This is a genomic window from Dyella lutea (assembly GCF_024158035.1).
GTDB classification, from domain to species: Bacteria; Pseudomonadota; Gammaproteobacteria; order Xanthomonadales; family Rhodanobacteraceae; genus Dyella_A; species Dyella_A lutea.
In genome coordinates this window covers 308022-334396 of sequence record NZ_JAMZEK010000004.1, presented here as the reverse complement: position 1 = coordinate 334396, position 26375 = coordinate 308022, and the positions used below count along the sequence as shown (strand labels likewise).

26 protein-coding genes and 1 tRNA gene are annotated in these 26375 nt (G+C 67.1%); 1 reads left to right on the top strand and 26 read right to left on the bottom strand.

Features of this window, described 5'->3' with window-relative positions; all coding sequences use genetic code 11:
* Entirely contained in the window at positions 1–1545 is a 1545-nt protein-coding gene (locus NC595_RS20595) for a recombinase family protein (RefSeq protein WP_425493171.1), read from the top strand.
* On the opposite strand, the gene NC595_RS18185 is transcribed toward NC595_RS20595, so the two are convergent.
* From NC595_RS18185 to fabD, 26 genes are all read right to left on the bottom strand, one after another.
* A tRNA-Met gene (locus tag NC595_RS18185) sits at positions 1502–1578 on the bottom strand. The two genes, NC595_RS20595 and NC595_RS18185, sit on opposite strands and share 44 nt — an antisense overlap.
* A gap of 76 nt (positions 1579–1654) precedes the next feature.
* Complete coding sequence (nuoN, locus tag NC595_RS18180) at positions 1655–3109, bottom strand: NADH-quinone oxidoreductase subunit NuoN (protein WP_253568762.1); 1455 nt, start codon at positions 3107–3109, stop codon at positions 1655–1657.
* Positions 3110–3121: 12 nt separating this feature from the next.
* A complete protein-coding gene (locus tag NC595_RS18175; protein ID WP_253568761.1) occupies positions 3122–4630 on the bottom strand; it encodes an NADH-quinone oxidoreductase subunit M in 1509 nt (502 codons plus the stop codon).
* Between the two features lie 15 nt (positions 4631–4645).
* Positions 4646–6688 carry an NADH-quinone oxidoreductase subunit L gene (gene nuoL / locus NC595_RS18170; RefSeq protein WP_253568759.1) on the bottom strand — a complete coding sequence of 681 codons (2043 nt, stop codon included), beginning with the start codon at positions 6686–6688 and terminating at the stop codon, positions 4646–4648.
* Positions 6689–6692: 4 nt separating this feature from the next.
* Positions 6693–6998, bottom strand: coding sequence for an NADH-quinone oxidoreductase subunit NuoK (gene nuoK, locus NC595_RS18165; protein ID WP_017462246.1), 306 nt, complete (start codon positions 6996–6998; stop codon positions 6693–6695).
* Entirely contained in the window at positions 6998–7654 is a 657-nt protein-coding gene (locus NC595_RS18160; protein ID WP_253568758.1) for an NADH-quinone oxidoreductase subunit J, read from the bottom strand. Before NC595_RS18160 ends, nuoK begins: the two co-directional genes overlap by 1 nt.
* A 15-nt stretch (positions 7655–7669) precedes the next feature.
* Positions 7670–8161, bottom strand: a complete 492-nt coding sequence (nuoI, locus tag NC595_RS18155; protein WP_253568757.1) for an NADH-quinone oxidoreductase subunit NuoI — start codon at positions 8159–8161, stop codon at positions 7670–7672.
* Positions 8162–8169: 8 nt separating this feature from the next.
* The gene (nuoH, locus tag NC595_RS18150) at positions 8170–9198 is read right to left on the bottom strand and encodes an NADH-quinone oxidoreductase subunit NuoH (RefSeq protein ID WP_253568756.1); all 1029 of its coding nucleotides are present in this window, start codon (positions 9196–9198) and stop codon (positions 8170–8172) included.
* 2 nt (positions 9199–9200) lie between these two features.
* Positions 9201–11528, bottom strand: a complete 2328-nt coding sequence (nuoG, locus tag NC595_RS18145; RefSeq protein ID WP_253568755.1) for an NADH-quinone oxidoreductase subunit NuoG — start codon at positions 11526–11528, stop codon at positions 9201–9203.
* Entirely contained in the window at positions 11528–12871 is a 1344-nt protein-coding gene (gene nuoF, locus NC595_RS18140) for an NADH-quinone oxidoreductase subunit NuoF (RefSeq protein ID WP_253568754.1), read from the bottom strand. Before nuoF ends, nuoG begins: the two co-directional genes overlap by 1 nt.
* 4 nt (positions 12872–12875) lie before the next feature.
* Positions 12876–13403 carry an NADH-quinone oxidoreductase subunit NuoE gene (gene nuoE, locus NC595_RS18135; RefSeq protein ID WP_253568753.1) on the bottom strand — a complete coding sequence of 176 codons (528 nt, stop codon included), beginning with the start codon at positions 13401–13403 and terminating at the stop codon, positions 12876–12878.
* A gap of 19 nt (positions 13404–13422) precedes the next feature.
* The gene (locus NC595_RS18130; protein ID WP_253568752.1) at positions 13423–14679 is read right to left on the bottom strand and encodes an NADH-quinone oxidoreductase subunit D; all 1257 of its coding nucleotides are present in this window, start codon (positions 14677–14679) and stop codon (positions 13423–13425) included.
* A 1-nt stretch (position 14680) separates the two neighbouring features.
* A complete protein-coding gene (locus NC595_RS18125) occupies positions 14681–15409 on the bottom strand; it encodes an NADH-quinone oxidoreductase subunit C (protein ID WP_017462254.1) in 729 nt (242 codons plus the stop codon).
* Positions 15410–15422: 13 nt separating this feature from the next.
* Positions 15423–15980, bottom strand: a complete 558-nt coding sequence (locus tag NC595_RS18120; RefSeq protein ID WP_026107339.1) for a NuoB/complex I 20 kDa subunit family protein — start codon at positions 15978–15980, stop codon at positions 15423–15425.
* Positions 15971–16327 carry an NADH-quinone oxidoreductase subunit A gene (locus NC595_RS18115; protein WP_017462256.1) on the bottom strand — a complete coding sequence of 119 codons (357 nt, stop codon included), beginning with the start codon at positions 16325–16327 and terminating at the stop codon, positions 15971–15973. Before NC595_RS18115 ends, NC595_RS18120 begins: the two co-directional genes overlap by 10 nt.
* A gap of 255 nt (positions 16328–16582) precedes the next feature.
* Positions 16583–16936 carry a PilZ domain-containing protein gene (locus NC595_RS18110; protein ID WP_017462257.1) on the bottom strand — a complete coding sequence of 118 codons (354 nt, stop codon included), beginning with the start codon at positions 16934–16936 and terminating at the stop codon, positions 16583–16585.
* 86 nt (positions 16937–17022) lie between these two features.
* Positions 17023–17946, bottom strand: a complete 924-nt coding sequence (locus NC595_RS18105) for a PIG-L deacetylase family protein (protein WP_253568750.1) — start codon at positions 17944–17946, stop codon at positions 17023–17025.
* A gap of 24 nt (positions 17947–17970) precedes the next feature.
* Positions 17971–18906 (bottom strand): DNA polymerase III subunit delta', encoded by a 936-nt coding sequence (gene holB, locus NC595_RS18100; protein WP_253568749.1) that lies wholly within the window; start codon positions 18904–18906, stop codon positions 17971–17973.
* On the bottom strand, positions 18903–19532 hold the full coding sequence (gene tmk, locus NC595_RS18095; protein ID WP_253568748.1) for a dTMP kinase: 630 nt from the start codon (positions 19530–19532) through the stop codon (positions 18903–18905). Before tmk ends, holB begins: the two co-directional genes overlap by 4 nt.
* A gap of 2 nt (positions 19533–19534) precedes the next feature.
* Complete coding sequence (gene mltG, locus NC595_RS18090) at positions 19535–20569, bottom strand: endolytic transglycosylase MltG (RefSeq protein WP_253568747.1); 1035 nt, start codon at positions 20567–20569, stop codon at positions 19535–19537.
* Positions 20566–21384 carry an aminodeoxychorismate lyase gene (gene pabC, locus NC595_RS18085; protein WP_253568746.1) on the bottom strand — a complete coding sequence of 273 codons (819 nt, stop codon included), beginning with the start codon at positions 21382–21384 and terminating at the stop codon, positions 20566–20568. Before pabC ends, mltG begins: the two co-directional genes overlap by 4 nt.
* Positions 21381–22733, bottom strand: coding sequence for an aminodeoxychorismate synthase component I (locus tag NC595_RS18080; RefSeq protein ID WP_253568744.1), 1353 nt, complete (start codon positions 22731–22733; stop codon positions 21381–21383). The genes pabC and NC595_RS18080 overlap by 4 nt, the downstream gene beginning before the upstream one ends.
* Positions 22734–22740: 7 nt before the next feature.
* Positions 22741–24030 (bottom strand): beta-ketoacyl-ACP synthase II, encoded by a 1290-nt coding sequence (gene fabF, locus NC595_RS18075; RefSeq protein WP_253568742.1) that lies wholly within the window; start codon positions 24028–24030, stop codon positions 22741–22743.
* Between the two features lie 150 nt (positions 24031–24180).
* Complete coding sequence (gene acpP / locus NC595_RS18070; protein WP_017462265.1) at positions 24181–24420, bottom strand: acyl carrier protein; 240 nt, start codon at positions 24418–24420, stop codon at positions 24181–24183.
* A gap of 227 nt (positions 24421–24647) precedes the next feature.
* Entirely contained in the window at positions 24648–25391 is a 744-nt protein-coding gene (gene fabG, locus NC595_RS18065) for a 3-oxoacyl-ACP reductase FabG (protein ID WP_253568741.1), read from the bottom strand.
* Positions 25392–25424: 33 nt separating this feature from the next.
* Entirely contained in the window at positions 25425–26372 is a 948-nt protein-coding gene (gene fabD, locus NC595_RS18060; protein ID WP_253568739.1) for an ACP S-malonyltransferase, read from the bottom strand.
* Positions 26373–26375: the final 3 nt, after the last annotated feature.

Here is a 26375-nt window from a genome sequence, read left to right as displayed (position 1 = left end):
ATGAAAACAGCCGCATACGCCCGTTTCAGCTCCGACAGCCAGCGGGAAGCCAGCCTCGAGGACCAGCTCCGGAACTGCCGAGCCTTCTGCGCCCGGCAGGGCTGGGCCGCGCCGGAGGTGTACCAGGATGCCGCCGTGAGCGGCGCGCGGCTGGATCGCCCCGGATACCAGCAGCTGCTGCGCGACGCGGACCTGTTCGACGTGATCCTGGTCGATGACCTGTCGCGCTTCGGGCGCGACAAGGAAGAGCTGGGCATGGTGATCAAGCGCCTGCGCTTCCGCGGCGTGCGCCTGATCGGCGTGAGTGATGGCGTCGACACCGCACGCAAGAACCACAAGCTCGACACCGGCCTGCGCGGCCTGATGTCGGAGCTGTACCTGGATGACCTGGCCGAGAAGACCCACCGCGGCCTCACTGGGCGCGCGCTCGCGGGCGCCAGCGCCGGCGGCCTGCCCTATGGATACCGGGCGCTGGGCGACGGGCAGCGCGAGATCGACGAGGCGCAGGCGGCCGTGGTGCGCAGGATCTACGCCGAATACATCGACGGCCGCAGCCCGCGGGAGATCGCGGCGGCGTTGAACTCCGAGCGCGTGCGCTCGCCACGCGGTGGCCAGTGGGCCATGTCCGTGATCTACGGCGACGTGCGGCGCGGCATCGGCATCTTGGCCAACCCCATCTATATCGGCCGCCAGGTCTGGAACCGAAGTCACTGGGTGAAGCACCCGGAGACCGGGCGTCGCGTGCGCAAGGAACGGCCGGAGTCGGAATGGATCACCACCGAGAAGCTGGAGCTGGCGATCATCGACCGTTCGACGTGGGAGGCTGCACAGGCCCGGATCCGCGGCGCCTCGCCGGCGCGTACGGTCACGCCGGGCGCCGGCGCCGGCCGGCCGCCGAAGCACCTGCTGAGCGGCCTGCTGCGCTGTGACCACTGCGGTGGCCCGATGGTGATCGTCGACCGCTATCGGTACGGCTGCGCCAGGCACAAGGATCGCGGGGATAGCGTATGCCCTTCCCGGCTGCGCGTGCCGCGCGCCACGCTCGAGCATGCCCTGCTGGCGAGCATCCGAAAGGATCTGCTGAGCGAGGCCGCCTTCGCGCGATTCCAGCGGGCTGCAGCCGAAGCGCTCAAGCGCGCCGCGCCGGACCTGGATTCCGGCCGCCGGCGTGTGGCCGAGGCAGAGCGCGTGCATGAGAACGTGATGGGAGCGATCCGCGCCGGCATCATCACGGCGAGCACGAAGGCGGAGCTGGTGAAGTCGGAGGCCGATGTGGTCGCTGCTCGCGCGCACCTGGACCAGCTGAAGGCGTTTCAGCCGGCGCAGTTCCTGCCGCGTGCCCGCGAGCGCTGGCAGAGCATCATCGATCGACTGGCCGACGTGGGACGCAACAAGCACGAAGCGCGCGCCGCGATCCGTGACCTGCTCGGTGACCGCATCACCCTCAAAAGCGAAAACGGCGACCTCATCGCTGAGGTCGCCGCATCGAGTGAGATATCTGTGGTAGCGGGGGCAGGATTCGAACCTGCGACCTTCGGGTTATGAGCCCGACGAGCTGCCAGACTGCTCCACCCCGCATCAGAGTCCGGAGACTATAGCGACATGGCCGGTTTCTTGCAAGTCTTTCCCGCGAATATTTCCCCGGGAAAGGGACTCAGCCGGCCAGCGCGTTGCGGCACCACGCGATCAGCGGCCCCCAGTACAGGCCTATGGCCAGCAGGCCCAGCGCGTTGAGCGACAGCACCACGCGCAGCGAGCCGTCGGACTGCATGCGCAGTTCCGAGCCCTCGACCGCCTTGTCGAAGTACATCACCTTCACCACGCGCAGGTAGTAGTACAGGCCGATGATAGCGAACACCGCGCCGACGATCGCCAGCCACAGCATGTTCGCGTGCACGGCCGCCTGCAGCACCAGCAGCTTGGCGAAGAAGCCGAACATCGGCGGCACACCGGCCAGCGAGACCATCACCAGCAGCATCAGGAAGGCCAGCCAGGGCGAGCGCTGGTTGAGACCACGCAGGTCGTCGATCTCCTCGCACTCGAAACCGGCACGGCTCAGCGCCAGGATCACGCCGAACGACGCCGTGCTCATCAGCGCATAGCTGATCGCGTAGAACATCGCCGCCGAATAGCCCTCGGGGTTGGCCGCCGAAAGGCCTAGCAGCAGGTAACCCATGTGCGAGATGGTCGAGTACGCCAGCATGCGCTTGAGGTTGGTCTGCACGATCGCGACGAGGTTGCCGATCGCCAGCGAGAGCACCGCCAGCACCGCCAGCATCAGCTGCCACTGGTGCCACACCTCGGCCATGCCGCCGGCCAGCAGGCGATAGGCCATGCCGAAGGCCGCCAGCTTGGACGCCGAGGCGATGAAGGTGGTGATCGGCGTCGGCGCGCCTTGATAGACGTCCGGGATCCACATATGGAACGGCGCGACACCGAGCTTGAAGCTGATGCCCACGACCATGAACACCAGGCCGAACAACAGCAGCGTCGGCGCCTGGGTGTAACCCATCACGGACTTCAGCTGGGCCAGGTCCAGGGTGGCCTGCCCGCCCATGCCGGAAGCGCCGTACACCATCGACATGCCATACAGCAGCATGCCCGAGGCCAGCGCACCCAGCACGAAGTACTTCATCGCCGCCTCGGAGGGCAGCGGCGCGTCGCGGTTCAGCGCCACCAGCGCGTAGGACGACAGCGACAACAGCTCCAGGCCGAGGTAGACGGTGACCAGGCTGCCGGCCGAGACCAGCAGCATCACGCCGATCACCGCGAAGATCATCAGCGTGTAGAACTCGCCGATGAACAGCTTGCGGTCGCGCAGGTAGGGACGCGAATACACGAACACCAGGATCGTGGTCAGCAGCGCGAACACCTTCAGGATGGTCGCCACGCCGTCGCGCACGAACATGCCGTGGAAGGCTGTCACGGTAACCGGCGGCACGGCACCGACCACCATGTAGACCGCCACCGCCAGCACGGCGATGGAGAGCCAGTGCAGCCAGTGCCGCTGCTCGGGCTTCATGAATGCGTCGAGCAGCAACAGCAAGCACGCGGCCGCGACCAGGTAGAACTCCGGCGCAAGGATCAGGATGTCATTCATTGAGGGCATGGTCGGTCCCGATCAGATCTTGTGAACAGCCAGCTGCTGGACCAGCTGCGCCACCGAGTGGTCCATCAGATGGATCAGCGGCTGCGGCCAGATGCCCAGCGCGAGCACCGCGGCGGCGAAGGCAGCCAGCACGAAGGTCTCGCGCCCGTTGATCTCCTTCATCTCCGCCACGTGCGGGTTGGTGATGTCACCCCACAGCACGCGCTTGACCATCCACAGCGTGTAGGCTGCACCGATGATCAGGGTGAAGGCGGCGAACAGCGCAATCCACGGGTTGGCCGTGAAACTGGCCAACACCACCATGAACTCGCCAACGAAACCGCTGGTACCCGGGAGGCCCGAGTTGGCCATGGCGAACAGCACGTAGAAGAAGCCGAACCAGGGCATCACGTTGATGACGCCACCGTAGTCCTTGATCTGGCGGGTATGCAGGCGGTCGTACAGCACGCCGATGCAAGAGAACATCGCGCCGGAGACGAAGCCGTGCGAGATCATCTGCACCATCGCACCCTGCATGCCGAGCTTGGCCGCATCCAGGTTGCCGGCGTCCCGCACCAGCATGAAGGCGATGAAGATGCCCAGCGTCACGAAGCCCATGTGGGCCACCGACGAATAGGCGACCAGCTTCTTCATGTCGTCCTGCACCAGCGCCACGTAGCCGATGTAGACCACGGCGATCAGGCTGAGCACGATGACCAGGGGCGCGAAGTGGGCGGCGGCATCGGGCGTGATCGGCAGCGAGAAGCGCAGGAAACCGTATCCGCCGATCTTCAGCATCACCGCCGCCAGCACCACTGAACCGCCGGTCGGCGCCTCCACGTGGGCGTCCGGCAGCCAGGTGTGCACCGGCACCATCGGCACCTTCACTGCGAAGGCCAGCAGGAAGGCGAAGAACAGCCAGGTCTGCTCGGTCATCGACAGCGGCAGCGCGGCCAGCGTGTGCAGGTCGAAGGTACCGGCCTTCTGGTACAGGTAGATCAGCCCGATCAGCATGAAGATCGAGCCAAGGAACGTGTAGATGAAGAACTTGATCGTGGCGTAGACGCGACGCGGGCCACCCCAGATGCCGATGAGGATGAACATCGGGATCAGCATCGCCTCGAAGAACACATAGAACAGCAGCGCGTCCGTAGCGCAGAACACGCCGATCATCAGGCCCTCGAGCACCAGCATGGCGGCCATGTACTGGTGCGGCTTGTCCTGAATGACCTCCCAGGCACCGACGACCACCAGGATGGTGACGAAGGTGGTGAGCAGGATCAGGGCGACCGAAATGCCGTCCACGGCCAGGCCGTAGTGCACGCCGAGCGAGGCGATCCACAGGTGGTCCTCACCCAGTTGCATCACTGCACCGTCGAGGTGGTACTGCGGAATCAGGAACAGGCTCACCGCGAAGGTGAGGACGGCGACGGCCAGGGCGAGCCAGCGGGCCAGCGAGGGACGGCCGGAGCCCGCGAGGAGCACCGGGACGGCGCCCACCACGGGAAGCCAGATCAGCAGGCTGAGCAGGTGATTGAACATGGAGCTGGATTCCCTTTAGTGCCCGACCAGCCAGAACCCGCCAAGCAGCAGGATGAGGCCGAGAATCATCGCGAAGGCGTAGTGGTAGAGGTAGCCGGACTGCAGGCGGCGCATCGCAGCGGCGATCTTCTGCACCAGACTGGCCGAACCGTTGACCATGGCGCCGTCGATCACCGCGGCGTCACCGGCCTTCCAGAACAGGCGACCGAGCTTCACGCCGCCGCGGGCGAAGACCGCGAAATAGACGTCGTCCACCCAGTACTTGCGGTCCAGCACGGTCCACAGCGGCTTGAGTGCGCTCTTGATCCGGCCGGCCAGTGCCGGGTTGAACAGGTAGATGTAGGTCTGGATGGCGAAGCCCGTCAGCACCAGGAAGAACGGCAGCTGCGTGAAGCCGTGCAGCGCCATCGCCATCGCGCCATGGAAATCGCCCGCCATCTCGCCCAGCACGTTGTTGGCCTCGTCCACGTGGATCGCCTGGCCGAACCAGCCGCCGAACAGCATCGGGCCCACGGTGAAGATACCCACCAGCAGCGACGGGATCGCCAGCAGGACCAGCGGCAGGGTCACCACCCACGGCGATTCGGTCGGCGCGTGCTCGAGCACACCCGGCTCGTGGTGGCCGTGATCGTCATGATGGTCGTCATGGTGCGCATCGTGACCGTGGCCGTGATGGGCCTTGACCGTGAATCGCTCCTTGCCGTGGAAGGTCAGGTACATCTGGCGGAAGGTGTACAGCGCGGTGACCAGTGCACCGGCCATCACGCAGAAGTAGGCGTAGTGGGCGCCCCAGCGGTGCGACTCGCCGACCGCCTCGATGATCGCGTCCTTCGAGTAGAAGCCGGAGAAGAACGGCACGCCGCACAGCGCCAGCGAACCGATCCACATGGTGATCCAGGTGATCGGCATGTACTTGCGCAGGCCGCCCATGTAGCGCATGTCCTGCTCGTGGTGCATGGCGATGATCACCGAGCCCGCGCCGAGGAACAGCAGCGCCTTGAAGAAGGCATGCGTCATCAGGTGGTAGACCGCGCCCGAGTAGGCCGACACGCCCAGCGCCACGGTCATGTAGCCAAGCTGCGACAGCGTCGAGTAGGCCACCACGCGCTTGATGTCGTTCTGCACGATGCCGATCAGGCCAGTGAACAGCGCGCCGGTGGCGCCGATCACCATGACGAAGCTGAGCGCCGAGCCGGACAGTTCGTACAGCGGCGACATGCGGGCGACCATGAAGATGCCGGCGGTCACCATCGTCGCGGCGTGGATCAGCGCCGAGATCGGGGTCGGGCCTTCCATCGAGTCGGGCAGCCACACGTGCAGCGGCACCTGGGCCGACTTGCCCATCGCGCCGATGAACAGCAGCACGCAGATCACGGTCGGCGCGTCCCAGTGCATGCCCTGGGTGATCGTCAGCGTCTTGCCGACCAGCGAGTCGGCGCCGGCGAAGGCGGTGGCGTAGTCCAGCGTGCCGAGGAAGTACAGCACCGCCGAAATGCCCAGCAGGAAACCGAAGTCGCCCACGCGGTTGACCAGGAACGCCTTCAGGTTGGCGAAGATCGCCGTCGGCCGCTTGTACCAGAAGCCGATCAGCAGGTACGACACCAGGCCCACCGCTTCCCAGCCGAAGAACAGCTGCATGAAGTTGTTGCTCATCACGAGCATCAGCATCGAGAAGGTGAACAGCGAGATGTAGCTGAAGAAGCGCTGGTAGCCCGGGTCGTCGGCCATGTAGCCGATCGTGTAGACGTGGACCAGCAGGGACACGAAGGTCACCACCACCATCATCATTGCGGTCAGGCGGTCGATCAGGAAGCCGACGCTGGCGCTGAACTTGCCGATCTCGAACCAGGTGTACAGGTTGTGGTTGTAGACCGGCGCGCCACCCATCGTGATCTGGTAGAGCACGTAGAAGGACAGGCCGCAGGCGACCAGCAGGCCCAGGATGGTCACGCTGTGCGCACCGGCCCGGCCGATGAACTTGCCGAAGAATCCGGCCAGCAGACAGCCGACCAGCGGCGCCAGCGGGATGGTGAGAAGGATTGCCGTCGAGAGTTCCATCCAATCAACCCTTCATGCTGTCGATTTCGGCGACGTTGATCGTGCTGCGGTTGCGGAACAGCAGGACCAGGATCGCCAGGCCGATGGCGGATTCCGCCGCGGCCACGGTGAGAATGAAGAACACGAACACCTGGCCGGACACGTCGCCGAGGAAGCGCGAGAACGCCACGAAGTTCATGTTCACAGCCAGCAGCATCAGCTCGATCGCCATCAGCAGCACGATGACGTTCTTGCGGTTGATGAACAGGCCGGCCACGGAGATGCAGAACAGCACCGCGCCGAGCACGATGTAGTGCGAGAGCGTGAGCATCACTTGGACTCCTCGGAAGCCGCCGGGGCCGGCGTGCGGCCGTAGTTCGTGTCCGCGGCCATCTTGACGATGCGCACGCGGTCGCTGGCCTTGACCGCCACCTGCTGGCTGGCGGTCTGGTAGCGCACGCCACCACGATGACGCAGGGTCAGCGCGACCGCAGCGACCACGCCGACGGTAAGGATCAGCGCGGCGATCTCGAATGGCAGCAGGTAGTCGGTGTACAGCGCATGGCCCAGCCAGGCGGTGTTGGACAGGCCCGCCTCGGTCGCCGGATTCGCGCCGAGCACCCTGGCGTGCATAGCACGCACGCCGATCAGCGCGAGCATCTCGCCGAGCATCACCAGTGCGACGATCAGGCCGACCGGCAGGAACTTCACGAAGCCCTCGCGCATCTTCTCCTGGTCGATGTCGAGCATCATCACGACGAACAGGAACAGCACCATCACCGCGCCGACGTAGACGACGATCAGCGCGATCGCCAGGAACTCGGCCTCGGCCAGCAGCCAGATGCAGGCAGAGCTGAAGAAGGTCAGCACCAGCGCGAGCACGGCGTGCACCGAGTTGCGCAAGGTGATCACGGCCAGCGCCGAGGCCACGGTGACCGTGGCGAAGGCGTAGAAGCAGATCAGCTGGAACAGTTGTGGATTGATCATGTGTGTCCCCTGCCCTCAGCGGTACGCCGCGTCCTGCGCGCGGGCGGCGGCGATGTCGGCCTCGAAGCGGTCGCCGATGGCGAGCAGCTGCGGCTTGGTCACCACGTTCTCGCCACGCTGCTCGAAGTGGTATTCGTGGATCGACGTCTCCACGATCGAATCGACCGGGCAGCTCTCTTCGCAGAAACCGCAGAAGATGCACTTGAACAGGTCGATGTCGTAGCGGGTGGTACGGCGCTGGCCATCGCTGGCGCGCGGCGCGGAGTCGATGGTGATCGCCAGTGCCGGGCACACCGCCTCGCACAGCTTGCAGGCGATGCAGCGTTCCTCGCCGTTCGGATACCGGCGCAGGGCGTGCAGGCCGCGGAAGCGGTTCGACTTGGGAATGTGCTCCATCGGGTAGCGCATCGTGTACTTGGGCGCGAACAGGTAGCGCCAGGTCAGCGCCATGCCCTTGAGAAGCTCGATGAGCAGCAGGCTCTTGAAATAGTGGGTTATGCGGGACATGGCTTTCTTCAGACCCCCGTGCCGATGGTGACCCAGCCGAAATACTTCATGCAGCCGGCGACGAGGACCCACACGATGGTGATGGGAATGAACACCTTCCAGCCCAGCCGCATGATCTGGTCATAGCGGTAACGCGGGAAGCTGGCGCGGAACCAGAGGAACAGGAAGGCAAAGGCGAAGGCCTTGGCGAACAGCCAGAAGAAGTTGCCGTGGCCGATCCAGCCCCAGCTCTCCGGGAACGGACTGAGCCAGCCGCCCATGAACAGGATCGAGGCGAGGAAGCTCACCAGGATCATGTTGGCGTACTCGGCCAGGAAGAACAGTGCGAACGCCGAGCCGGAGTACTCCACGTGGAAGCCGGCGACGATTTCCGACTCGCCCTCGGCCACGTCGAACGGAGCGCGATTGGTCTCTGCCACGCCGGAGATGAAATAGATGACGAACACCGGCAACAGCGGCCACATGAACCACTCGCCGATGCCCTTGCTGCCCGCCTGGGCCATCACGATGTCGGTCAGGTTGAGCGAACCGGCCAGCACCAGCACGCAGACCAGGCACAGGCCCATGGCCAGTTCGTAGGAGATCACCTGGGCCGCCGAACGCATCGCGCCGAGCAGCGCGTAGCGCGAGTTGGACGCCCAGCCGGCGAGGATGATGCCGTACACGCCCAGCGAGGTCATCGCCAGCAGGTACAGCAGGCCGGCATTGACGTTGGCCAGCACCATCTTGGTCCCGAACGGGATCACCGACCAGGCGGCCAATGCCGGGACCAGCGCCAGCAGCGGCGCGAGGTAGTACAGGAAGCGGTTCGCGTTGGTCGGCAGGATCACTTCCTTGATCAGCAGCTTGACCACGTCGGCGAAGGCCTGCAGCAGGCCGAGCGGACCGATCTTGTTCGGCCCCATCCGCACGTGCATCCACCCGATGATCTTGCGCTCCCAGTACACGAACATCGCCACCGCCAGCACCAGCGGCAGCACGATGGCCAGGATGTGTACGATCGGCCAGACGAGCTGGTTGAGGATCTGGTCGCCCATGGTCAAGCCTTGCTCAGGGTGAGGGTTGCGCCGTAGGCCGGCAGCGTCGCGGTGAGGTCGTGTGCAGCCTCGATCCAGACGGCACCGTCGGGCACCGCAGCGTCGATCACGACCGGCAACACCGACTGCCCGAGCTTGACCGCCGCGTCAGCGACGAGCCCCTGGCGGGCGGCCTCGTCGGCATTCATGCGGGCGGCCGGCGCGCGATTGAGCGGGTGTGCGTTCAGCGCTTCGGCACGGCGCAGCACCGCATCGGTGCGATAGATCGGCCAGCTGGCCAGGCGGGTCAGGCCGGAAACCGTTTCGCGGGTGGCCAGGCCCACCGCGCCCGGACGGGTCGACACCTCGGCCATGCCTGCACGCAGACCAGCCAGATCATCGAACTCGAAACCGGCGAACTGCAGCAGGCCACCCAGCGCACGCAGCACCTTCCAGCCCGGCCGGGCCTGCCCCGGCAGCTTCGTACCGGCCTGCACCTGCTGCGGCACGCCATCGACATTGACCAGCGTGCCGTCGGTCTCCGGCAACAGCGCGATCGGCAGGATCACATCGGCGACGTCGCGCAGCGTGGGACTGGCGAATGCCGCGAAGGCGACCACCGAGTCCGCGCCGAGCAGCGCGTTGAGCGCCTTGCCGCCATCGGCGAAGTCATACGGCGGCTCGACGCCGAACAGCACGTAGCCCTTGCGCGGATTGGCCAGCATGGCCTGTGCATCCAGGCCACCGTTGCCCGGCAGTACACCGGCGCGGGCCAGGCCCAGCGCATTGGCGCCGACCGGAAGCTCATTGACCGCGGCCCCGGTTGCCTCGCCGATGAAACGGGCGATGGCACGCAGCCACGAAGCCTGCGGATGGGTGACCGCCAGTTCGCCGAGCACGATCACCGCTGGGCCGTTCTTCAGCTGGGCCACGGCATCTGCATCCCCCTGGTCGGACGACGCCGCAGCGATTGCCTCGGCCAGCGCCGCCGGTGCGGACGCACCGGCATTCACCGCCGCCCTGGCCAGGCCAAGCAGCGCGTCAACCAGCGACTGCGGCGCGACGACGGCTTCGCCGGCCAGCTTGTAGTTGAAGTCGAACGCGGCCGGGTTGACCGTGTAGACCTTCGCGCCCTTCTTCACCGCCTGGTGCAGGCGATGGTTGAGCAGCGGCATCTCGTGGCGCAGGTTGGAGCCGACCAGCAGCGCGCCGCGCACCTTGGCCACGTCGGCTACCGGCATCGCGAACGTGCCGGCGACGGCACCATCGGCGAAGTCGAGCTGACGCAGGCGGTGGTCGACGTGGGCACTGCCCAGGCCGCGCGCCAGACGCACCAGCAGGTCGCCCTCCTCGCTGGTGGTGGCCGGGTTGGCCAGCACGCCCAGCTCGCCTGCGGGCACCTTGCGCAGCGCCTCGGCGGCGAACGACAGCGCGTCTTCCCAGGTGGTCGCCTGCCACTGGCCGTTGCGCTTCACTTCCGGCGCGCTGACGCGGTCGGCGGCATACAGGCCCTGGTAGCTGTAGCGGTCGCGGTCGGACAGCCAGCACTCGTTGATCGACTCGTTGTCGCGCGGCACCGTGCGCAGCACTTCGCCGCGGCGGGTGTGCAGCCAGAGGTTGGAGCCGAGCGCGTCGTGGTAGCCGATCGACGGCTTCGCCGTCAGCTCCCAGGCGCGCGCCTTGAACTGGAACGGCTTATTGGTCAGCGCGCCGACCGGGCAGACGTCGATGATGTTGCCCGACAGCTCGGTCTCGATCGTCTTGCCGATGTAGGTACCGATCTGCAGGTTCTCGCCGCGGTTCATGCCACCGAGTTCGTAGGTGCCGGCGATCTCGCTGGTGAAGCGCACGCAGCGGGTGCACTGGATGCAGCGGGTCATCTCGGTGGCGACCAGCGGACCGATGTTCTCGTCGGCCACCGTGCGCTTGCGCTCGGTGTAGCGCGACACGCTGCGGCCGTAGCCCAGCGAGACGTCCTGCAGTTCGCACTCGCCGCCCTGGTCGCAGATCGGGCAGTCCAGCGGGTGGTTGATCAGAAGGAACTCCATCACGTCCTTCTGGAACTTCAGCGCCTTCTCCGAGCGCGTCATCACCTTCATGCCCTCGGCCACCGGAGTGGCACAGGCCGGCTGCGGCTTGGGCATCATGCGGCCGCCCATCTCCACGTCCACCAGGCACATGCGGCAGTTGGCGGCAATGGGAAGCTTGCGGTGGTAGCAGAAGCGCGGGATCGGCACGCCGATGGCGTCGGCCGCCTCGATGATCATCGCGCCCTTGCGGATCTGGGTGGGCTTGCCGTCGATCTCGATGTTCAGCAGATCGGGGGCGGCGGGGGTTGGCTGCGCGCTCATCAGGCGGCGACTCCCTGGTTTGCGGCGGCAAGCTGGTCGTCCGTCATGGAGCGACCGTTGCGCACGAAATATTCGAACTCGTCCCAGAAGTGATGCAGGAAGCCCTGCACCGGCCAGGCGGCGGCTTCACCGAAGGCGCAGATGGTGTGGCCCTCGATCTGGCCGGCGACCGCCTTGAGGCGATGCAGGTCGTCTTCGGTACCCTTCCCTTCCACGATGCGGCTGAGCACGCGGTACATCCAGCCGGTGCCCTCGCGGCACGGCGTGCACTGGCCGCAGGACTCGGCGTAGTAGAAACGCGAGATGCGATGGCAGGCCTTGACCATGCAGGTGGTCTCGTCCATCACGATGACCGCGCCGGACCCCAGGCCCGAACCCGCCTTCTGCAGGCAGTCGTAGTCCATGGTGGCTTCCATCATCACCGCGGCCGGCAGAACCTTCATCGAGGAGCCGCCCGGAATCACCGCCTTCAGCTTGTTGCCGTTGCGCACACCGCCGGCCATCTCCAGCAGCTCCGCGAACGGGGTGCCGAGGCGGATCTCGAAGTTGCCTGGCCTGGCGACGTGGCCGGAGACCGAGAAGATCTTCGGACCGCCGTTGTTCGGCTTGCCAAGGTTGAGAAACCAGTCGGCGCCGTTGCGCAGGATCGCCGGCACCGAAGCGTAGGTTTCGGTGTTGTTGATCGTGGTCGGCTTGCCGTAGAGGCCGAAGTTGGCCGGGAACGGCGGCTTGAAGCGCGGCTGGCCCTTCTTGCCCTCCAGCGACTCCATCAGCGCGGTTTCCTCACCGCAGATGTATGCGCCGGCGCCGAGCGCGCCGTAGATGTCGACGTCGATGCCGCTGCCCTGGATGTTCTTGCCCAGCAGGCCGGCCGCGTAGGCTTCGGCCAGCGCTTCCTCGAAGTGCTCGAACGGCTCGTGGTGGAACTCGCCGCGCAGGTAGTTGTAGGCGACGGTTGAGCCCGTCGCGTAGCAGGCGATCGCCAGGCCCTCGATCACCGCATGCGGGTTGTAGCGCAGGATGTCGCGATCCTTGGCGGTGCCCGGCTCGGACTCGTCCGAGTTGCAGAGGATGTACTTCTGCATGTCGCCCTTCGGCATGAAGGACCACTTCAGGCCGGTCGGAAAGCCCGCGCCGCCGCGGCCGCGCAGGTTCGACTTCTTCACTTCCTCGATGATCGCGGTCGGATCGGTCTTCTCGGCAAGGATCTTGCGCCAGGCCTTGTAGCCGTCCACCTGCTCGTAGCTCGACATCGCCCAGGGCTTGTCGAAATGCAGGGTGGTATAGACGACCTGGTGGTCCTGCGGCGCGGGTCCGACCGGACCGGTGGTGGTGTTCGCCATCGTCTTACTCCAGCCCGTCCAGGATGGCATCGAGCTTCTCGGTGGTGAGACGCTCGTGGTAATGCCCGTTGACCGTCATCGCCGGCGCGTAGACGCAGGCCGCGATGCACTCCTCTTCCCGCTTCAGGTACACGCGGCCGTCCGCCGTGCTCTCACCGAGCTTGATGCCGAGCTTCTGTTCGCAGTGCTTGACCAGCTCCTCGGCGCCGTTGAGCCAGCACGAGATGTTGGTGCAGATGGCCACGTTGTTGCGACCGACCGGCCTGGTCTCGAGCATCGAATAGAAGCTCGCCACCTCGTACGCCCACACGGCCGGCAGGCCGAGGTACTTGGCGACGGCGGTGATCAGCTCGTCGGTGAGGAAGCCATGGTTCTGCTCCTGCGCCGCAAACAGCGACTGGATCAGCGCCGAGCGCTTGCGGTCCGGCGGGAACCGGGCCACCCACTCCTCGATGTGCTGGCGGGTGTGGTCGTTGAGGACGACCTGCGGATCGACGTCCTTGACCTGGTCGTAATGTCCGGTGGCTTTCATGTTCTTGGCTCCCGTGCGCTCAGCGATCGACTTCGCCGAACACGAGGTCGTAGGTGCCGATCATCGCCACCACGTCGGCCAGCATGTGGCCACTGACGACGGTGTCGATCGACGACAGGTGGGCGAAGCCCGGTGCACGCAGGTGCACGCGGAACGGCTTGTTGGCGCCATCGGAGACCAGGTAGCAGCCGAACTCGCCCTTGGGCGCCTCGACCGCGGCATAGGTCTCGCCGGCCGGCACGCCATAGCCCTCGGTGAACAATTTGAAGTGGTGGATCAGCGCTTCCATGTCGTCCTTCATCTCGACACGGGACGGCGGCGCCACCTTGAAGTTCTTCAGCATCACCGGGCCGGGGTTGGCACGCAGCCACTTCACGCACTGCTGGATGATGCGGTTGGACTGGCGCATTTCTTCCACGCGCACCAGGTAGCGGTCGTAGCAGTCGCCGTTGACGCCCAGCGGGATGTCGAAATCCATCTCGGCGTACTTGGCGTAGGGCTGCTTCTTGCGCAGGTCCCAGGCCACGCCCGAGCCGCGCAGCATGGCGCCGGTCATGCCCCACTGCTGGGCCAGCTCCGGCGACACCACGCCGATGCCGACGGTGCGCTGCTTCCAGATGCGGTTGTTGGTCAGCAGTTCCTCGTACTCGTCGACCTTGGACGGGAAGTCCGCGGTGAACGCATCGAGGAAGTCGAGCATCGAACCCTCGCGCCAGCTGTTCAGGCGCTTGAGGTCCTTGCCCTTGTGCCACGGCGACTCGCGGTACTGCGGCATCTGCGCCGGCAGGTCGCGGTAGACGCCGCCGGGGCGGTAGTAGGTGGCATGCATGCGCGCGCCGGAGACTGCCTCGTAGCAGTCCATCAGCTCTTCGCGCTCGCGGAAGGCGTACAGGAACACCGCCATCGCGCCGAGATCGAGCGCATTCGAACCGATCCACATCAGGTGGTTCAGGATGCGGGTGATCTCGTCGAACATGGTGCGGATGTACTGCGCACGCTCCGGTGCCTCGATCCCCATCAGGTTCTCGATGGCGCGCACATAGGCGTGCTCGTTGCACATCATCGACACGTAGTCGAGGCGGTCCATGTAGCCGATCGACTGATTGAACGGCTTGGACTCGGCCAGCTTCTCGGTACCGCGGTGGAGCAGGCCCACGTGCGGATCGGCACGGACGATGGTCTCGCCGTCCATCTCCAGCACCAGACGCAGCACGCCGTGCGCAGCGGGATGCTGCGGGCCGAAGTTCATCGTGTAGTTGCGGATTTCCTGGGCCATGTCAGTTCCTGCGCCAGTCGTCGGCGGCCTCGGCCTGGGCCTGCAAAAGGTCCGCGTCGTCGCGGATGGTGCGCGGCACTAGCACGCGCGGCTCGATCGATACCGGCTCGTACACCACGCGCTTCTGCTCGGCGTCGTAACGCACTTCGACGTTGCCGATCAGCGGAAAGTCCTTGCGGAACGGGTGACCAACGAAGCCGTAGTCGGTGAGGATGCGGCGCAGGTCCGGATGCCCTTCGAACAGGATGCCGTACAGGTCGAACGCCTCGCGCTCGAACCAGTTGGAACCCGCCCAGATGCCGGTGACCGACGGCATCACCGGCAGCGTGTCGTCTTCGCAGAACACACGCAGGCGCAGACGGTGGTTGTGCTCGATCGAAAGCAGCTGCATCACCGCGGCGAAACGGCGAGGATCATGTCCGGCACGCGGACGGTTGGCCCAGGCGAAACGCCCCATGGCCTCCCCTTCCACGCCGCGCGAGAAACCCTCACCGCCGGCGGTATTGGTTTCCCACTCGCTCTGGCCATAGCCGAGATAATCGATGCCGCACAGGTCGATCAGCTGACCGAAGCGGAACGGCGCCTCGTCGCGCAGCGCGGTGGCCACGGCGATCAGGTCGGCCGGACGCACCTCGGCGATGGTCTCGTTGCGCTCGACGCGGATCGCCAGCGTGTCGCCAAAGCGCGCAGCAAGGCGGCCGGCGAGCGAGGTGTCTTGCGTATCAGTCATGGTACGGACGCCTTCAGGAACGCGCGATGGTGCTGGTGCGGCGGATCTTCTTCTGCAACTGCAGGATGCCGTGGATCAGCGCCTCGGCCGTCGGCGGACAGCCCGGCACGTAGATGTCCACCGGCACGACGCGGTCGCAACCGCGCACCACCGAGTAGGAGTAGTGGTAGTAGCCGCCGCCATTGGCGCAGCTGCCCATCGAGATGACCCACTTCGGGTCGGGCATCTGGTCGTAGACCTTGCGCAGCGCGGGGGCCATCTTGTTGACCAGGGTGCCGGCGACGATCATCACGTCGGACTGGCGCGGCGACGGGCGGAAGATCACGCCGTAGCGGTCTAGGTCCAGTCGCGCCGCGCCGGCGTGCATCATCTCCACCGCGCAGCAGGCCAGACCGAAGGTCATCGGCCACATCGAGCCGGTGCGCGCCCAGTTCATCAGCGCATCGACGCTGGTGGTGACGAAGCCGCGCTGGATCACCGGGTTGTCCCCGGCCGGACGCAGGATGTCGTCCACCAGGTTCAGCGGCTGCGGGTTGTGCATCACCCGGTCGATGGAAGACATCACTCCCATTCCAGTGCTCCCTTCTTCCAGACGTAGGCGAAACCGATCACCAGCAGCAGCAGGAACAGCGCCATCTCGATGAGCGCGGTCAGGCCGATCGACTTGAACACCACCGCCCACGGGAAGAGGAAGGCGATTTCCAGGTCGAAGATGATGAACAGGATGGCCAGCAGGTAGTAGCGCACGTCGAAGCGCATGCGCGCGTCCTCGAACGCCTCGAAGCCGCACTCGTAGGGCGAGAGCTTCTCCGATTCGGGACGGCGCGGGCCGGCGAGCAGGCCGAGGGCGAGCAGCACCAGGCCGAGCCCGGTGGCGACGCCGATGAAAAGGAGGATGGGCCAGTATTCGGCAAGCACGATGCAGCGTACCTCCGCGCCCGCAGGCGCATCAGTGACCGTGAAGAGGACGGTCCGGAAGTGATCAGCGGAAAGCAATGGACGCCCGGGGCGCCATTACCATCGCTCACGGTCCGTTTGCGAGCGTCCGATTGACCACGGTCTGGTTCGGGGATCGCGCCATTGTACCAGCGAGGGCAGGTGACACGACAAGTATTCGGCCGCTTTCGAACAGACTTTCGAAAGCGGCGCGCGATCGGCGAGCGCGCCGTCGCGCTACATCGTGCTGGTCACGCGGTCCGAGGCGGTCATGCCGGCGAGCAGGTTCTCGATGCGCTGGCGCGCCACCTCGCCGTCACTGGACTCGTTGAAGTGCACGCCGATGCCCGCCGGGCGGTTGCCCTGCGCGCCGACCGGACTGATCCACACCACCTTGCCGGCCACCGAAATGCGTTCGCTCTCGTCGATCAGGCTGAGCAGCAGCACCACCTCGTCGCCCAGCGCGTAGCGCTGCGTGGTCGCCGCGAACAGCCCACCGTTCTTCAGAAACGGCATGTAGGCGCTATACAGCGTCGGGATGTCCTTGATCTTCAGCGAGATGATGCCCTGACGGGCGACAACGGGGTTCATGCGTGCTCCTGGCGGACTATCCGCGAGCGCATCGGATACCGAATCCTAGCGATGCGCACAGGCTTGCGCAAAGCACGATTGGCCGGTTAGCGGCGCAGTTCGCACCAGCCCCAGTGATCGTAAATCCAGACCGAGGGCAGCGTGAGCTCGAGTTTGACGAATAGCGCCCCCTCCCCGGCTGGCAATACACCCTCGGCCAGCCGGAAGGTGGCGCCAGGCAGGCGCTGGAGCGGGGCGCGCATCCACCGCCAAGCGATGCCGGCACCGGCCGTGGCCGCGGTCAGCCGCAGACAGGTCCGCAGCGGCCAGCTCGGCAACCAGGGCAGTTCCCGCGGAAGCGATTCCGTCGACAGCACTTCGAATCGTTCGGTACGGGCGGCCAGCCGCTCCATGCGGCGCCGGCTCAGCACCAGCTGGCTGGCATGCCGCGCGAGCGCGGAGCGCTTGCGCGCCCAGGTTGGAGCGTCGGCGACGCAGGCCAACGATGGGCGCACCCTTCGCGTGCCACCGTGCACCCGGTAGAGCCAGATCGCCGGCAACTCGGCCCTCCGCTCCAGTGCCAGCCGCATGAGCACATGAGCTGCCCCATGGTCCGGGTGCCGGTCGTCCAGTGCCGGCATCGCCACGAGGGTGGGCCGCACCCGAGCGACGACCGCATCCAGCGCCTCGACACGGGCGGCCGCATCGATGGCGATCAGCCCGGTGAGCCCCTGATCGGGCCACCCCATCGCCGTGATGTCCGAAGCGGGCACACCCAGCTCGTCGAGCGCCCCCATGAATTCGCCGCGCCGGCGAAGGGCCCAGTGCGCCCGTGCCCGCCGCCCGACCCACAGCCGCCGCTCCAGCCGACGCTGCGGCCACGGATTGTTGTCGCCATCGGTGAGCAGCAATACGTGCACCGCGCCGCCGGCCGCGAGTACCCGCTGGATCAGGATGCCGGTCGCCAGCGTCTCGTCGTCCGGATGGGGAGCGACCACCAGCAGCCGCGTGCGCGCCAACAGGGTTTCCATGTTCGATCGCTGCCCGGGCCGCGCTCAGCGCCAGCGGGCCAGCAGCTCCAGCAGAGCCAGGTCGCCGCGCAGCGGACCGCGCAGCGAGTCGCGCGTGCGGTTGGCGCGGTCGTACCATTCGCCCAGCGCCGCCGTGTCCATGCCGCTGGCCAGCGGCCCGGCCTCGCCGGCGGCCCGCGCACGGCTCTCGTCGGCGACGGCCTGGGCCGCGAACCAGACCCGCTGGGCGGGTTCGCTGTCCAGCCAGCGCCGGACCACATCGGCAGCCTCACCGCGGCCGGCGGCCAGGGCCGCAAGGTCGCGACGCACTTCGCTGCGACGATCCAGCGCCCCCTCCTCCGCCCAACGCCGGGCCAGGCCGGGATTGCCGCCGGCCGCCCGCAGCGCCGAAGCGGGATCGACCACCCCCCGGGCCTGCAACCAGGCCAACGCCTGGGCCGGCTCGGGCAGGTGGAACTCGATCCGCTGGCAACGACTGCGGATCGTCTGCGGCAGACGCCATGGCGCATCGGCCACCAGCACCAGCATGGTCTGTGCCGCCGGCTCCTCCAGCGTCTTGAGCAACGCGTTGGCCGCCGCGGCATTCAGTGCGTCGGCCGGATCAATGGTCGCGACCTGCCAGCCGCCGAACTGGCTGGCCATGGCCAGGCGGGCGGACAGCTCGCGGATCTGGTCGATCACGATCTCGCTGCGCTGCACGCCGTCCTTGCGCAGGCCGTAGCCCACCGCGACGCGATCCGGGTGCGTTCCCGCATCCAGCAGCACGCAACTGCGACAGTGCCCGCAGGCCTCACCCAGCTCCGGCTGCTGGCACAACAGCCCACGGACGAATCGTGCGGCGAAGTCGCGCTTGCCGAGACCCTCGGGTCCGCAGATCAGCAGCGCGTGGGGCAGCGCTCCGCGCTCGCGGCGCGCCTGCAACCGGCGCCAGGCGTCGTCCAGCCAGGGCATCGCGCTCATCGGTCACGCTCCAGCAGCGGAGTCACCGCCGCGATCGCCTCAGCCAGCACCTGTTCCGGTGTCCCGCTGGCGTCGAGCACGCGGAAGCGTACCGGCTCGGCCATCGCGCGCGCGCGATAGGCCTTGCGCACGCGCTCGAAGAACGCATCGGCCTCGCCCTCGATGCGGTCAGCCGCACCGCGACCGGCCGCCCGCGCACGACCATCGGCCACCGGCAGGTCGAGCAGCAGGGTCAGATCGGGAGCGATCCCGGCGCAGGCCCAGGCCTCAAGCGCGGCGATGCGTTCCATAGGCTGACCACGACCGCCTCCCTGGTAGGCATAGCTGGCATCGGCGAAGCGGTCGCACAGCACCCAGCGGCCGGCTGCCAGTGCCGGTGCGATGCATTCGCGCACCAATTGGGCGCGCGAGGCGAACATCATCAGCAGCTCGCTCTCCGCGCTCATCCCGCGCATGGTCGGATCCAGCAGGATCGCCCGCAGCGCCTCGCCCAGCGGCGTGCCGCCCGGTTCGCGCGTCTGCACCAGATCGATGCCTTGCCCCACCAGGTGATCGCGCAGACCGGCCAGCAACGTGCTCTTGCCGGCCCCCTCGCCTCCTTCCAGGCTTATGAACACACCGCGCATCGTCAGTGGCACCGCTTGAGCTGGTAGCAGTCGACGTTGCGGTCGTGCTCGGCCAGCGTCCTGGCGAACACGTGCGTACCGTCGCCCTTGGCCACGAAATACAGCTCGTCGCCGGATGCGGGGTGCAACGCGGCCTCGATCGCCGGCTTGCCCGGCAGGGCGATCGGAGTGGGCGGCAGGCCCGGGCGGGTGTAGGTGTTGTAGGGAGTGTCGGTGGTCAGGTCGCGCTTGTGGATGTTGCCGGTATAGCTCGCCCCCATGCCGTAGATCACGCTGGGGTCGGTCTGCAGCAGCATGTGGTGTTCGAGCCGGCGCACGAACACCCCGGCGATGCGCTTGCGCTCGTCGGCGCGGCCGGTTTCCTTTTCGACGATGGACGCCAGGATCAGCGCATCGTAGGGCGTGGCCAGCGGCAACCCCTGATCGCGCCCGGGCCACAGCGCGTCGAGCGTCTTGTGCATGGCGGCATAGGCACGCTTGAGCACGTCGAGGTCGCTGTCGCCCTTCACGTAGGCGTAGGTTTCCGGCAGGAAGCGGCCTTCGGGCATTTCCCCGGGCGCGCCGATCTTCTGCATGATCGTCGCGTTGTCCATGCCCCGGGTCAGGTGTCGCAGCGACGAGGCCTTGTCCAGCGCGGCCCGCAGCTCGGCAAAGGTCCAGCCATCGATGATGGTGAAATCGTGCTGCAGCACGCGGCCAGCAGCCATGTTCTCCAGCAGCGAACGCGGCGTGAGGCCGGGTACCAGCGCGTATTCGCCCGCATGCAGGCGGCCAGCCACGTGCATCTGCTCGGCCAGCGCACGCCAGTACAGTGGCGCGGCATGACTCAGTCCCCGGCTGCGCAGCTCGTCGACGATCTGCTTGAAGCCGGTGCCGCGGGCGACATCGATCGTCTGCCCGGCGGAAGCGATGTCCAACGGCGTCCGACCGAAGCGGTCGAGGTCACGCCACAGCCACGCCGCGGCGACCGCTGCCAGCAGCAACAGGAGGATCAGCGCCCGCCACGCCGCACGGCCACGCACCAGAAAACGACTCATGCCAACTCCAATGGAAAACCCAGCCCGCGCCAATGTCGCTGCATCGCGCGCGCCACGGGGCCGGGGGCAAAGACCTTATCGCCGACGGCCTGAACCGGCAGGATGCCGCGAACGCTGGATGTGAGGAAGAGCTCGTCGGCACGAAGCAGTTCATCCAGCACCAGATCACGCACCTGCGCCGTCCGAATCGTCGCCAGCACTTCGGCGCGGGCGACGCCGGCCACCCCGCAACGAGCAAGCAAGGGCGTGACGAGGGCGCCGTCGATCACCGCGAACACGTTCGCCATGGTGGTGCATGTGACGCGACCGGCGACATCGAGCAGCAGTCCATCGTGGATCGACGGATCGGCCCATTCGGCCCGGGCCAGCACCTGCTCGAGGCGATTGAGGTGCTTGAGGCCGGCCAAAGCCGGCTGTTCGGCCAGGCGCAGGTCGCACACGCGCAGGCGCACGCCTTCGCTTGCCAGGTGCAGGTCCGGCGCCGGAAAGGCCGCAACGATGCGGGTAGGCATCGACGCCACCGGCGGCGCGTAGCCACGCGGGCCGACACCCCGGGTAACGGTGATACGTACCACGGCGGCAGCCATCCCGGCCGCGACGGCGAGCACCTCGCTCGCCAGCACCTCGGCATCCGGCAACGGGATGGCCAGACGGCGACCGCCCTCGGCCAGCCGCGCCATGTGCCTGGACCACAACGGCGCGCGGCCACCGATCACGCTCACCGTCTCGAACAGCCCGTCGCCGTAGCTGAGTCCTCGGTCCTGGGCAGACACGGTGTCGCCCGGCCGGCCGTCGACAAGCATGCGCACGGTCATGCGTCGGCAGCCCGAAGCGCGCGCAGCAGCCCGCGTGCCTTGGCGCGGGTTTCCTCCAGTTCGCTCGCGGCAATCGAGTCGGCGACAATGCCTGCCCCGGCGCGCAGGCTCACCTCATCGCCGACCTGGGTCAGCGTGCGGATCAGGATGTTGATATCCATGTCGCCGGACCGGTCCAGGTAGCCCAGTGCGCCGGTGTAGGCCGCACGTGGGGCCTGCTCCAGCGCCGCGATGATCTCCATGCAGCGTACCTTGGGACAGCCGGTGATGGTGCCACCGGGAAAGGTGGCGGCGATCAGCTCGCCCGGCGTGACGCCCGGCCGCAACCGGCCCCGCACGTTGGAGACGATGTGATGCACGTGAGCGTAGCTCTCGACCACCATCAGCTCGTCCACTTCGACCGTGCCCGGCACGCAGACACGACCGAGATCGTTGCGCTCCAGGTCGATCAGCATCACGTGCTCGGCGCGCTCCTTCGGATGACCACTGAGTTCGCGGATGCGTGCGGCCTCGTCCTCACCGGGCAGGCGCGGCCGCGTGCCGGCGATCGGCCGGGTCTGCGCCAGGCCGGCGCGCGACTCGACCAGCCGCTCCGGCGATGAGCTGGCGATCGACCAGCCAGGCTGCTGCAGCAGGCCGGCGAACGGCGCAGGGTTGGCCCGCCGCAGCGCGTCGTAAAGCGCGGCCGGCGAAGGGGCCGTGGCATAGCGCGCACACCAGGCACGCGACAGGTTCACCTGGAAGATGTCGCCTGCGCGGAGGTGCTCGTGAATGCGCGCCACGCCATCGAGGAAACGCTGTGGATCGTCCTCCTCGATCGCCAGCGGCGCGGCCATACCCGTCCAGCATGCTGCCGCATCGAGGTCGACCGCGATCCGTTCGAGCAGGGCCTCATGCCCCGGCTCGGCGACCAGCTCGGTCACGCCGCGCGCGTGATCGACGATCGCCGCCGCCGGGCAGCGCAGCGCCAGAGCGACCGGCAGCACGGCATGCGGATGCAGGCGCAGGCGGAGCTCGATCTCGCCGGCCAGCTCGTAACCGAAAAACAGCAGCCAGCCGCCGCGAAACGGCAGTGTGTCGTCAGTGGACTGGTCGACCCGATGCTCGCTCCAGCGCGCATCGAGCAGCTCGAGGAAGCGGCCAGGCAACGCGCGGCCCGACTCGTCGCGGACGATGCCGTCGGCGTGCAGCGCAATGGATTCGCCGGTCGTAGCGAACAGCAGGTCGCGACGCGCCTGCGGCGTGCCGGAGACCACGCTCTGCAACAGGCCCGGATAGCGCCCGGGAAACGACGCGGCCGGCGCGAGCAAGTCGCGCCGGCCGCCAAGGGTGCGGCGATGGCCGTCCATCCGTCGCTCAGACGCGACGGAAGACCAGCGTGCCGTTGGTCCCGCCGAAGCCGAACGAGTTGGACATCGCCACGTTGAGATCGGCCTTTTCCGCCTGGTTCGGCACCAGGTCCATGCCCAGCGCCTCGACCTCGGGATCGACGTTCTCGAGGTTCATCGTCGGCGGCATCACGCCGTCGCGCAGCGCCATGATCGAGAAGATCGCCTCGACGCCTCCGGCCGCACCGAGCAGGTGACCGGTGACCGACTTGGTGGAGCTGACCGCGAACCTGCCCTTATGCGTGGCGTGCTCGCCGAACACGTTGCGGATCGCCTTCGCCTCGCCCAGGTCGCCGACCGGGGTCGAGGTACCGTGCGCGTTGACGTACTGCACTTCCTCCGGTTTCAGACCGGCGTCGTGCAGCGCATTGCGCATTGCCAGCTCGGCGCCGTCGCCGCTCGGTGCGGTGATGTGGAACGCATCGCCGCTCATGCCGAAGCCGATGATCTCGGCCAGGATGGTGGCACCGCGCGCCTTGGCGAACTCGTACTCCTCGAGCATCAGCATGCCCGCGCCGTTGGACAGCAGGAAGCCGTCGCGACCGGTGTCCCAGGGACGGCTGGCGTGCGCCGGGTCGTCGTTGCGGGTGGACATCGCCTTGGCCGAGCAGAAGCCCGCCATCGCCGTCGGCGTGGTGGCGAACTCGGCACCGCCGGCCAGCATCGCATCGGCGTCGCCGTACTGGATCAGCCGCATCGCCATGCCGATGTTGTGCGCGGCCGTGGTGCAGGCCGACACCAGCGCAATGTTGGGTCCCTTCATGCCGTGGTAGATCGACAGGTTGCCGGCGACCATGTTGATGATCGAACTGGGCACGTAGAACGGCGACACCTTGCGCGGCCCCTTTTCGGCCAGCTCCAGCGTCGTGCCCTCGATCGTATGCAGGCCGCCGATGCCGGCGCCCGCCGCGATACCGATGCGCCCGGCGTTCTCGTCGGTGACGACCAGGCCGGACTGACGGAACGCATGCGTACCGGCCACGATGCCGTAGTGGATGAACGGATCCATCCGCTTGAAGTCCTTGGCGATCGCACGCCGCTCGTCGTCCGGGGCGTCGGAGCCGACGAAGTAGGCCTCGACCGGATCGAAGTCACGGACCTCGCCGGCAATGCGAGTGGCATAGGCGGAGGCATCGAAGGCGGTGACCGGGCCAATGCCGGTGTTGCCCTCGAGCACGTTCTTCCAGGCGGTGGCGATGTCGTTGCCGACCGGCGAGACGATGCCCATGCCGGTCACTACCACGCGTCGTTTGCTCATGCGTCTGTTCCTTACACTGAGGCCGCGCGAACCATACGCGGTCGCAGGTTACGAAATGCGGAAACGAAAACTGCGCCGGTGCGGCGCAGCTTTCGTGATCGGAACGCGGAGAGATCGGCGCCACCGCAGCGGCACTCCCCCGCGTCGCGATTACTCCTTGGAATGGGCCTTGATGTAATCGACGGCCTGCTGCACGGTGGTGATCTTCTCGGCTTCCTCGTCAGGAATCTCGGTCTCGAACTCTTCTTCGAGGGCCATCACCAGCTCGACCGTGTCCAGCGAGTCCGCGCCCAGATCGTCCACGAACGAAGCGTTCGCCGTGACTTCATCTTCCTTCACGCCCAGCTGCTCGATGACGATTTTCTTGACGCGTTCTTCGATGGTGCTCATGTTGCAAAACCTCCCAAGGAGAAATTTTCGTGCTGCGCCGGCTTGTTCCGGCAGAGGCCCGCGTCTGGCGCTGCGCGGCCCCCTTGGGAGCCGGCCGCCTTGTCGCGGACAGTGGAGCAACGCTGGCCAGCCGGCCGGCGCGAAGTGGCCATTGTCGCCCAAAAAACGTCTGCTGGCGACAACCGGCCAAATGGCATGGGACAGGGCTCGCACCCCGCCCCGGAAACTCAGGGCATGTACATCCCGCCGTTGACGTGCAGCGTCTCGCCGGTGATGTAGGCCGCTGCGGGCGAGGCCAGGAAACCCACCGCTTTTGCGATGTCCACCGCCTCGCCAAGCCGGCCCAGCGCGATCTGGCCGACCAGCGCGCCACGCTGCTCCTCGCTGAGGGCGCGGGTCATGTCGGTATCGATGAAGCCCGGCGCCACGACGTTCACGGTGATGCCGCGGCTGCCGATCTCGCGCGCCAGCGACTTGGAAAACGCAATGATGCCGGCCTTGGCCGCCGCGTAGTTCGCCTGGCCCGGATTACCGGTCACGCCGACCACCGAGGCGATCGAGATGATGCGACCCTTGCGCGCCTTCATCATCCCGCGCATCACCGCCTTGGAGGTGCGATAGACCGAGGACAGGTTGGTGTCCAGGATCGCCTGCCAGTCCTCGTCGCTCATGCGCATCAGCAACTGGTCGCGGGTGATGCCGGCGTTGTTGACCAGGATCGAGACCGGGCCGAACTCCTTGCCGATGGCGTCGATCAGCGCCGTGACCGCCACCCCGTCGGTGACATCGAGCTTGCGGCCATGGCCACCGTTGGCAGCCAGCCGCTCGCCGATGGCGGTAGCGCCGGCCTCGCTGGTGGCGGTGCCGATCACGGTAGCGCCCATCGCCGCCAGCTCGTCGGCGATGGCCGCACCGATGCCGCGACTGGCCCCGGTGACGAGGGCAACCTCACCCTTGAGTACGTCGTTCATGCATGTGTCCTTGCGGTTCGTGATCGAAAGGGCTCAGGCCCACTCGGTGCGGGCGGCTTCGAGATCACCCGGAGTACCCAGGGCGCGTGCATCCAGGCTCTTGTCGATACGCTTGGCCAGCCCGGCCAGCACCTTGCCCGGACCGCACTCGGCAAAACGGGTGGCGCCGCCGGCGGCCAGGGCCTGCACGCACTGGGTCCAGCGCACCGGCTGGTAGAGCTGGCTGACCAGCGCCTCGCGGATCGAATCGACGCCCTCATGCACCCGGGCGTCCACGTTCTGCACGACCGGGATCGACGGCTCGCGCCACGCGTAGGCGGTCATCGCCTCGGCCAGCCGATTGGCGGCTTCGCGCATCAAGGGCGTATGCGACGGCACGCTCACCGGCAGCTTGATCGCCTTGCGCACACCGCGCTCGGCCAGCAGCACCAGCGCCTTGTCCACCGCCTGGAGGTGGCCACCGATCACCACCTGACCGGGCGAATTGAAATTGGCCGGGACCACCACGTGCACACCGGAGGCGTCTTGGCATGCCTGCTGGACCACGGCATCCTCGGCGCCGAGCACGGCGGCCATCGCGCCGGTGCCCGCCGGGGCGGCATCCTGCATGGCCTGCCCGCGAATGCGCACCAGGTGCGCCGCGTCGACCAGGGCGATCGATCCGGCAGCGACCAGCGCGCTGTACTCGCCCAGGCTGTGGCCGGCCAGTTGGGCCGGCATGGCGCCGCCCCGGGCCATCCAGACGCGCCACACCGCGATGCTCGCGGCCAGCAGCGCAGGCTGGGTGTACTCGGTGCGGTTGAGCTGTTCCTCCGGCCCCTGCTGGCTCAGCGCCCATAGATCCACGCCGGCCCCCTCGGAGGCCTCCTCGAAGGTGGCCTGCACTTCCGGATGCAACTCGGCCAGCTCGGCCAGCATGCCGACCGACTGGGAGCCCTGTCCGGGAAACACGAAGGCCAGCGAGGAAGCGGAAGCAGTCATGGA

What these genes read in the sequence shown, in the direction of transcription:
- nuoK (WP_017462246.1), bottom strand. Translation starts at nt 6,998, where the DNA reads ATGCTCACGCTCTCGCACTACATCGTGCTCGGCGCGGTGCTGTTCTGC.
- NC595_RS18110 (WP_017462257.1), bottom strand. Translation starts at nt 16,936, where the DNA reads ATGAACCCCGTTGTCGCCCGTCAGGGCATCATCTCGCTGAAGATCAAG.
- fabG (WP_253568741.1), bottom strand. Translation starts at nt 25,391, where the DNA reads ATGAACGACGTACTCAAGGGTGAGGTTGCCCTCGTCACCGGGGCCAGT.
- mltG (WP_253568747.1), bottom strand. Translation starts at nt 20,569, where the DNA reads ATGAGTCGTTTTCTGGTGCGTGGCCGTGCGGCGTGGCGGGCGCTGATC.
- NC595_RS18080 (WP_253568744.1), bottom strand. Translation starts at nt 22,733, where the DNA reads ATGGACGGCCATCGCCGCACCCTTGGCGGCCGGCGCGACTTGCTCGCG.
- nuoH (WP_253568756.1), bottom strand. Translation starts at nt 9,198, where the DNA reads ATGGGCGACCAGATCCTCAACCAGCTCGTCTGGCCGATCGTACACATC.
- nuoE (WP_253568753.1), bottom strand. Translation starts at nt 13,403, where the DNA reads ATGAAAGCCACCGGACATTACGACCAGGTCAAGGACGTCGATCCGCAG.
- pabC (WP_253568746.1), bottom strand. Translation starts at nt 21,384, where the DNA reads ATGACCGTGCGCATGCTTGTCGACGGCCGGCCGGGCGACACCGTGTCT.
- NC595_RS18120 (WP_026107339.1), bottom strand. Translation starts at nt 15,980, where the DNA reads ATGGGAGTGATGTCTTCCATCGACCGGGTGATGCACAACCCGCAGCCG.
- nuoI (WP_253568757.1), bottom strand. Translation starts at nt 8,161, where the DNA reads ATGTCCCGCATAACCCACTATTTCAAGAGCCTGCTGCTCATCGAGCTT.
- NC595_RS18125 (WP_017462254.1), bottom strand. Translation starts at nt 15,409, where the DNA reads ATGACTGATACGCAAGACACCTCGCTCGCCGGCCGCCTTGCTGCGCGC.
- NC595_RS20595 (WP_425493171.1), top strand. Translation starts at nt 1, where the DNA reads ATGAAAACAGCCGCATACGCCCGTTTCAGCTCCGACAGCCAGCGGGAA.
- nuoG (WP_253568755.1), bottom strand. Translation starts at nt 11,528, where the DNA reads ATGAGCGCGCAGCCAACCCCCGCCGCCCCCGATCTGCTGAACATCGAG.
- nuoN (WP_253568762.1), bottom strand. Translation starts at nt 3,109, where the DNA reads ATGCCCTCAATGAATGACATCCTGATCCTTGCGCCGGAGTTCTACCTG.
- nuoL (WP_253568759.1), bottom strand. Translation starts at nt 6,688, where the DNA reads ATGGAACTCTCGACGGCAATCCTTCTCACCATCCCGCTGGCGCCGCTG.
- NC595_RS18105 (WP_253568750.1), bottom strand. Translation starts at nt 17,946, where the DNA reads ATGGAAACCCTGTTGGCGCGCACGCGGCTGCTGGTGGTCGCTCCCCAT.
- fabF (WP_253568742.1), bottom strand. Translation starts at nt 24,030, where the DNA reads ATGAGCAAACGACGCGTGGTAGTGACCGGCATGGGCATCGTCTCGCCG.
- fabD (WP_253568739.1), bottom strand. Translation starts at nt 26,372, where the DNA reads ATGACTGCTTCCGCTTCCTCGCTGGCCTTCGTGTTTCCCGGACAGGGC.
- NC595_RS18130 (WP_253568752.1), bottom strand. Translation starts at nt 14,679, where the DNA reads ATGGCCCAGGAAATCCGCAACTACACGATGAACTTCGGCCCGCAGCAT.
- tmk (WP_253568748.1), bottom strand. Translation starts at nt 19,532, where the DNA reads ATGCGCGGTGTGTTCATAAGCCTGGAAGGAGGCGAGGGGGCCGGCAAG.
- acpP (WP_017462265.1), bottom strand. Translation starts at nt 24,420, where the DNA reads ATGAGCACCATCGAAGAACGCGTCAAGAAAATCGTCATCGAGCAGCTG.
- NC595_RS18160 (WP_253568758.1), bottom strand. Translation starts at nt 7,654, where the DNA reads ATGATCAATCCACAACTGTTCCAGCTGATCTGCTTCTACGCCTTCGCC.
- NC595_RS18175 (WP_253568761.1), bottom strand. Translation starts at nt 4,630, where the DNA reads ATGTTCAATCACCTGCTCAGCCTGCTGATCTGGCTTCCCGTGGTGGGC.
- holB (WP_253568749.1), bottom strand. Translation starts at nt 18,906, where the DNA reads ATGAGCGCGATGCCCTGGCTGGACGACGCCTGGCGCCGGTTGCAGGCG.
- nuoF (WP_253568754.1), bottom strand. Translation starts at nt 12,871, where the DNA reads ATGGCGAACACCACCACCGGTCCGGTCGGACCCGCGCCGCAGGACCAC.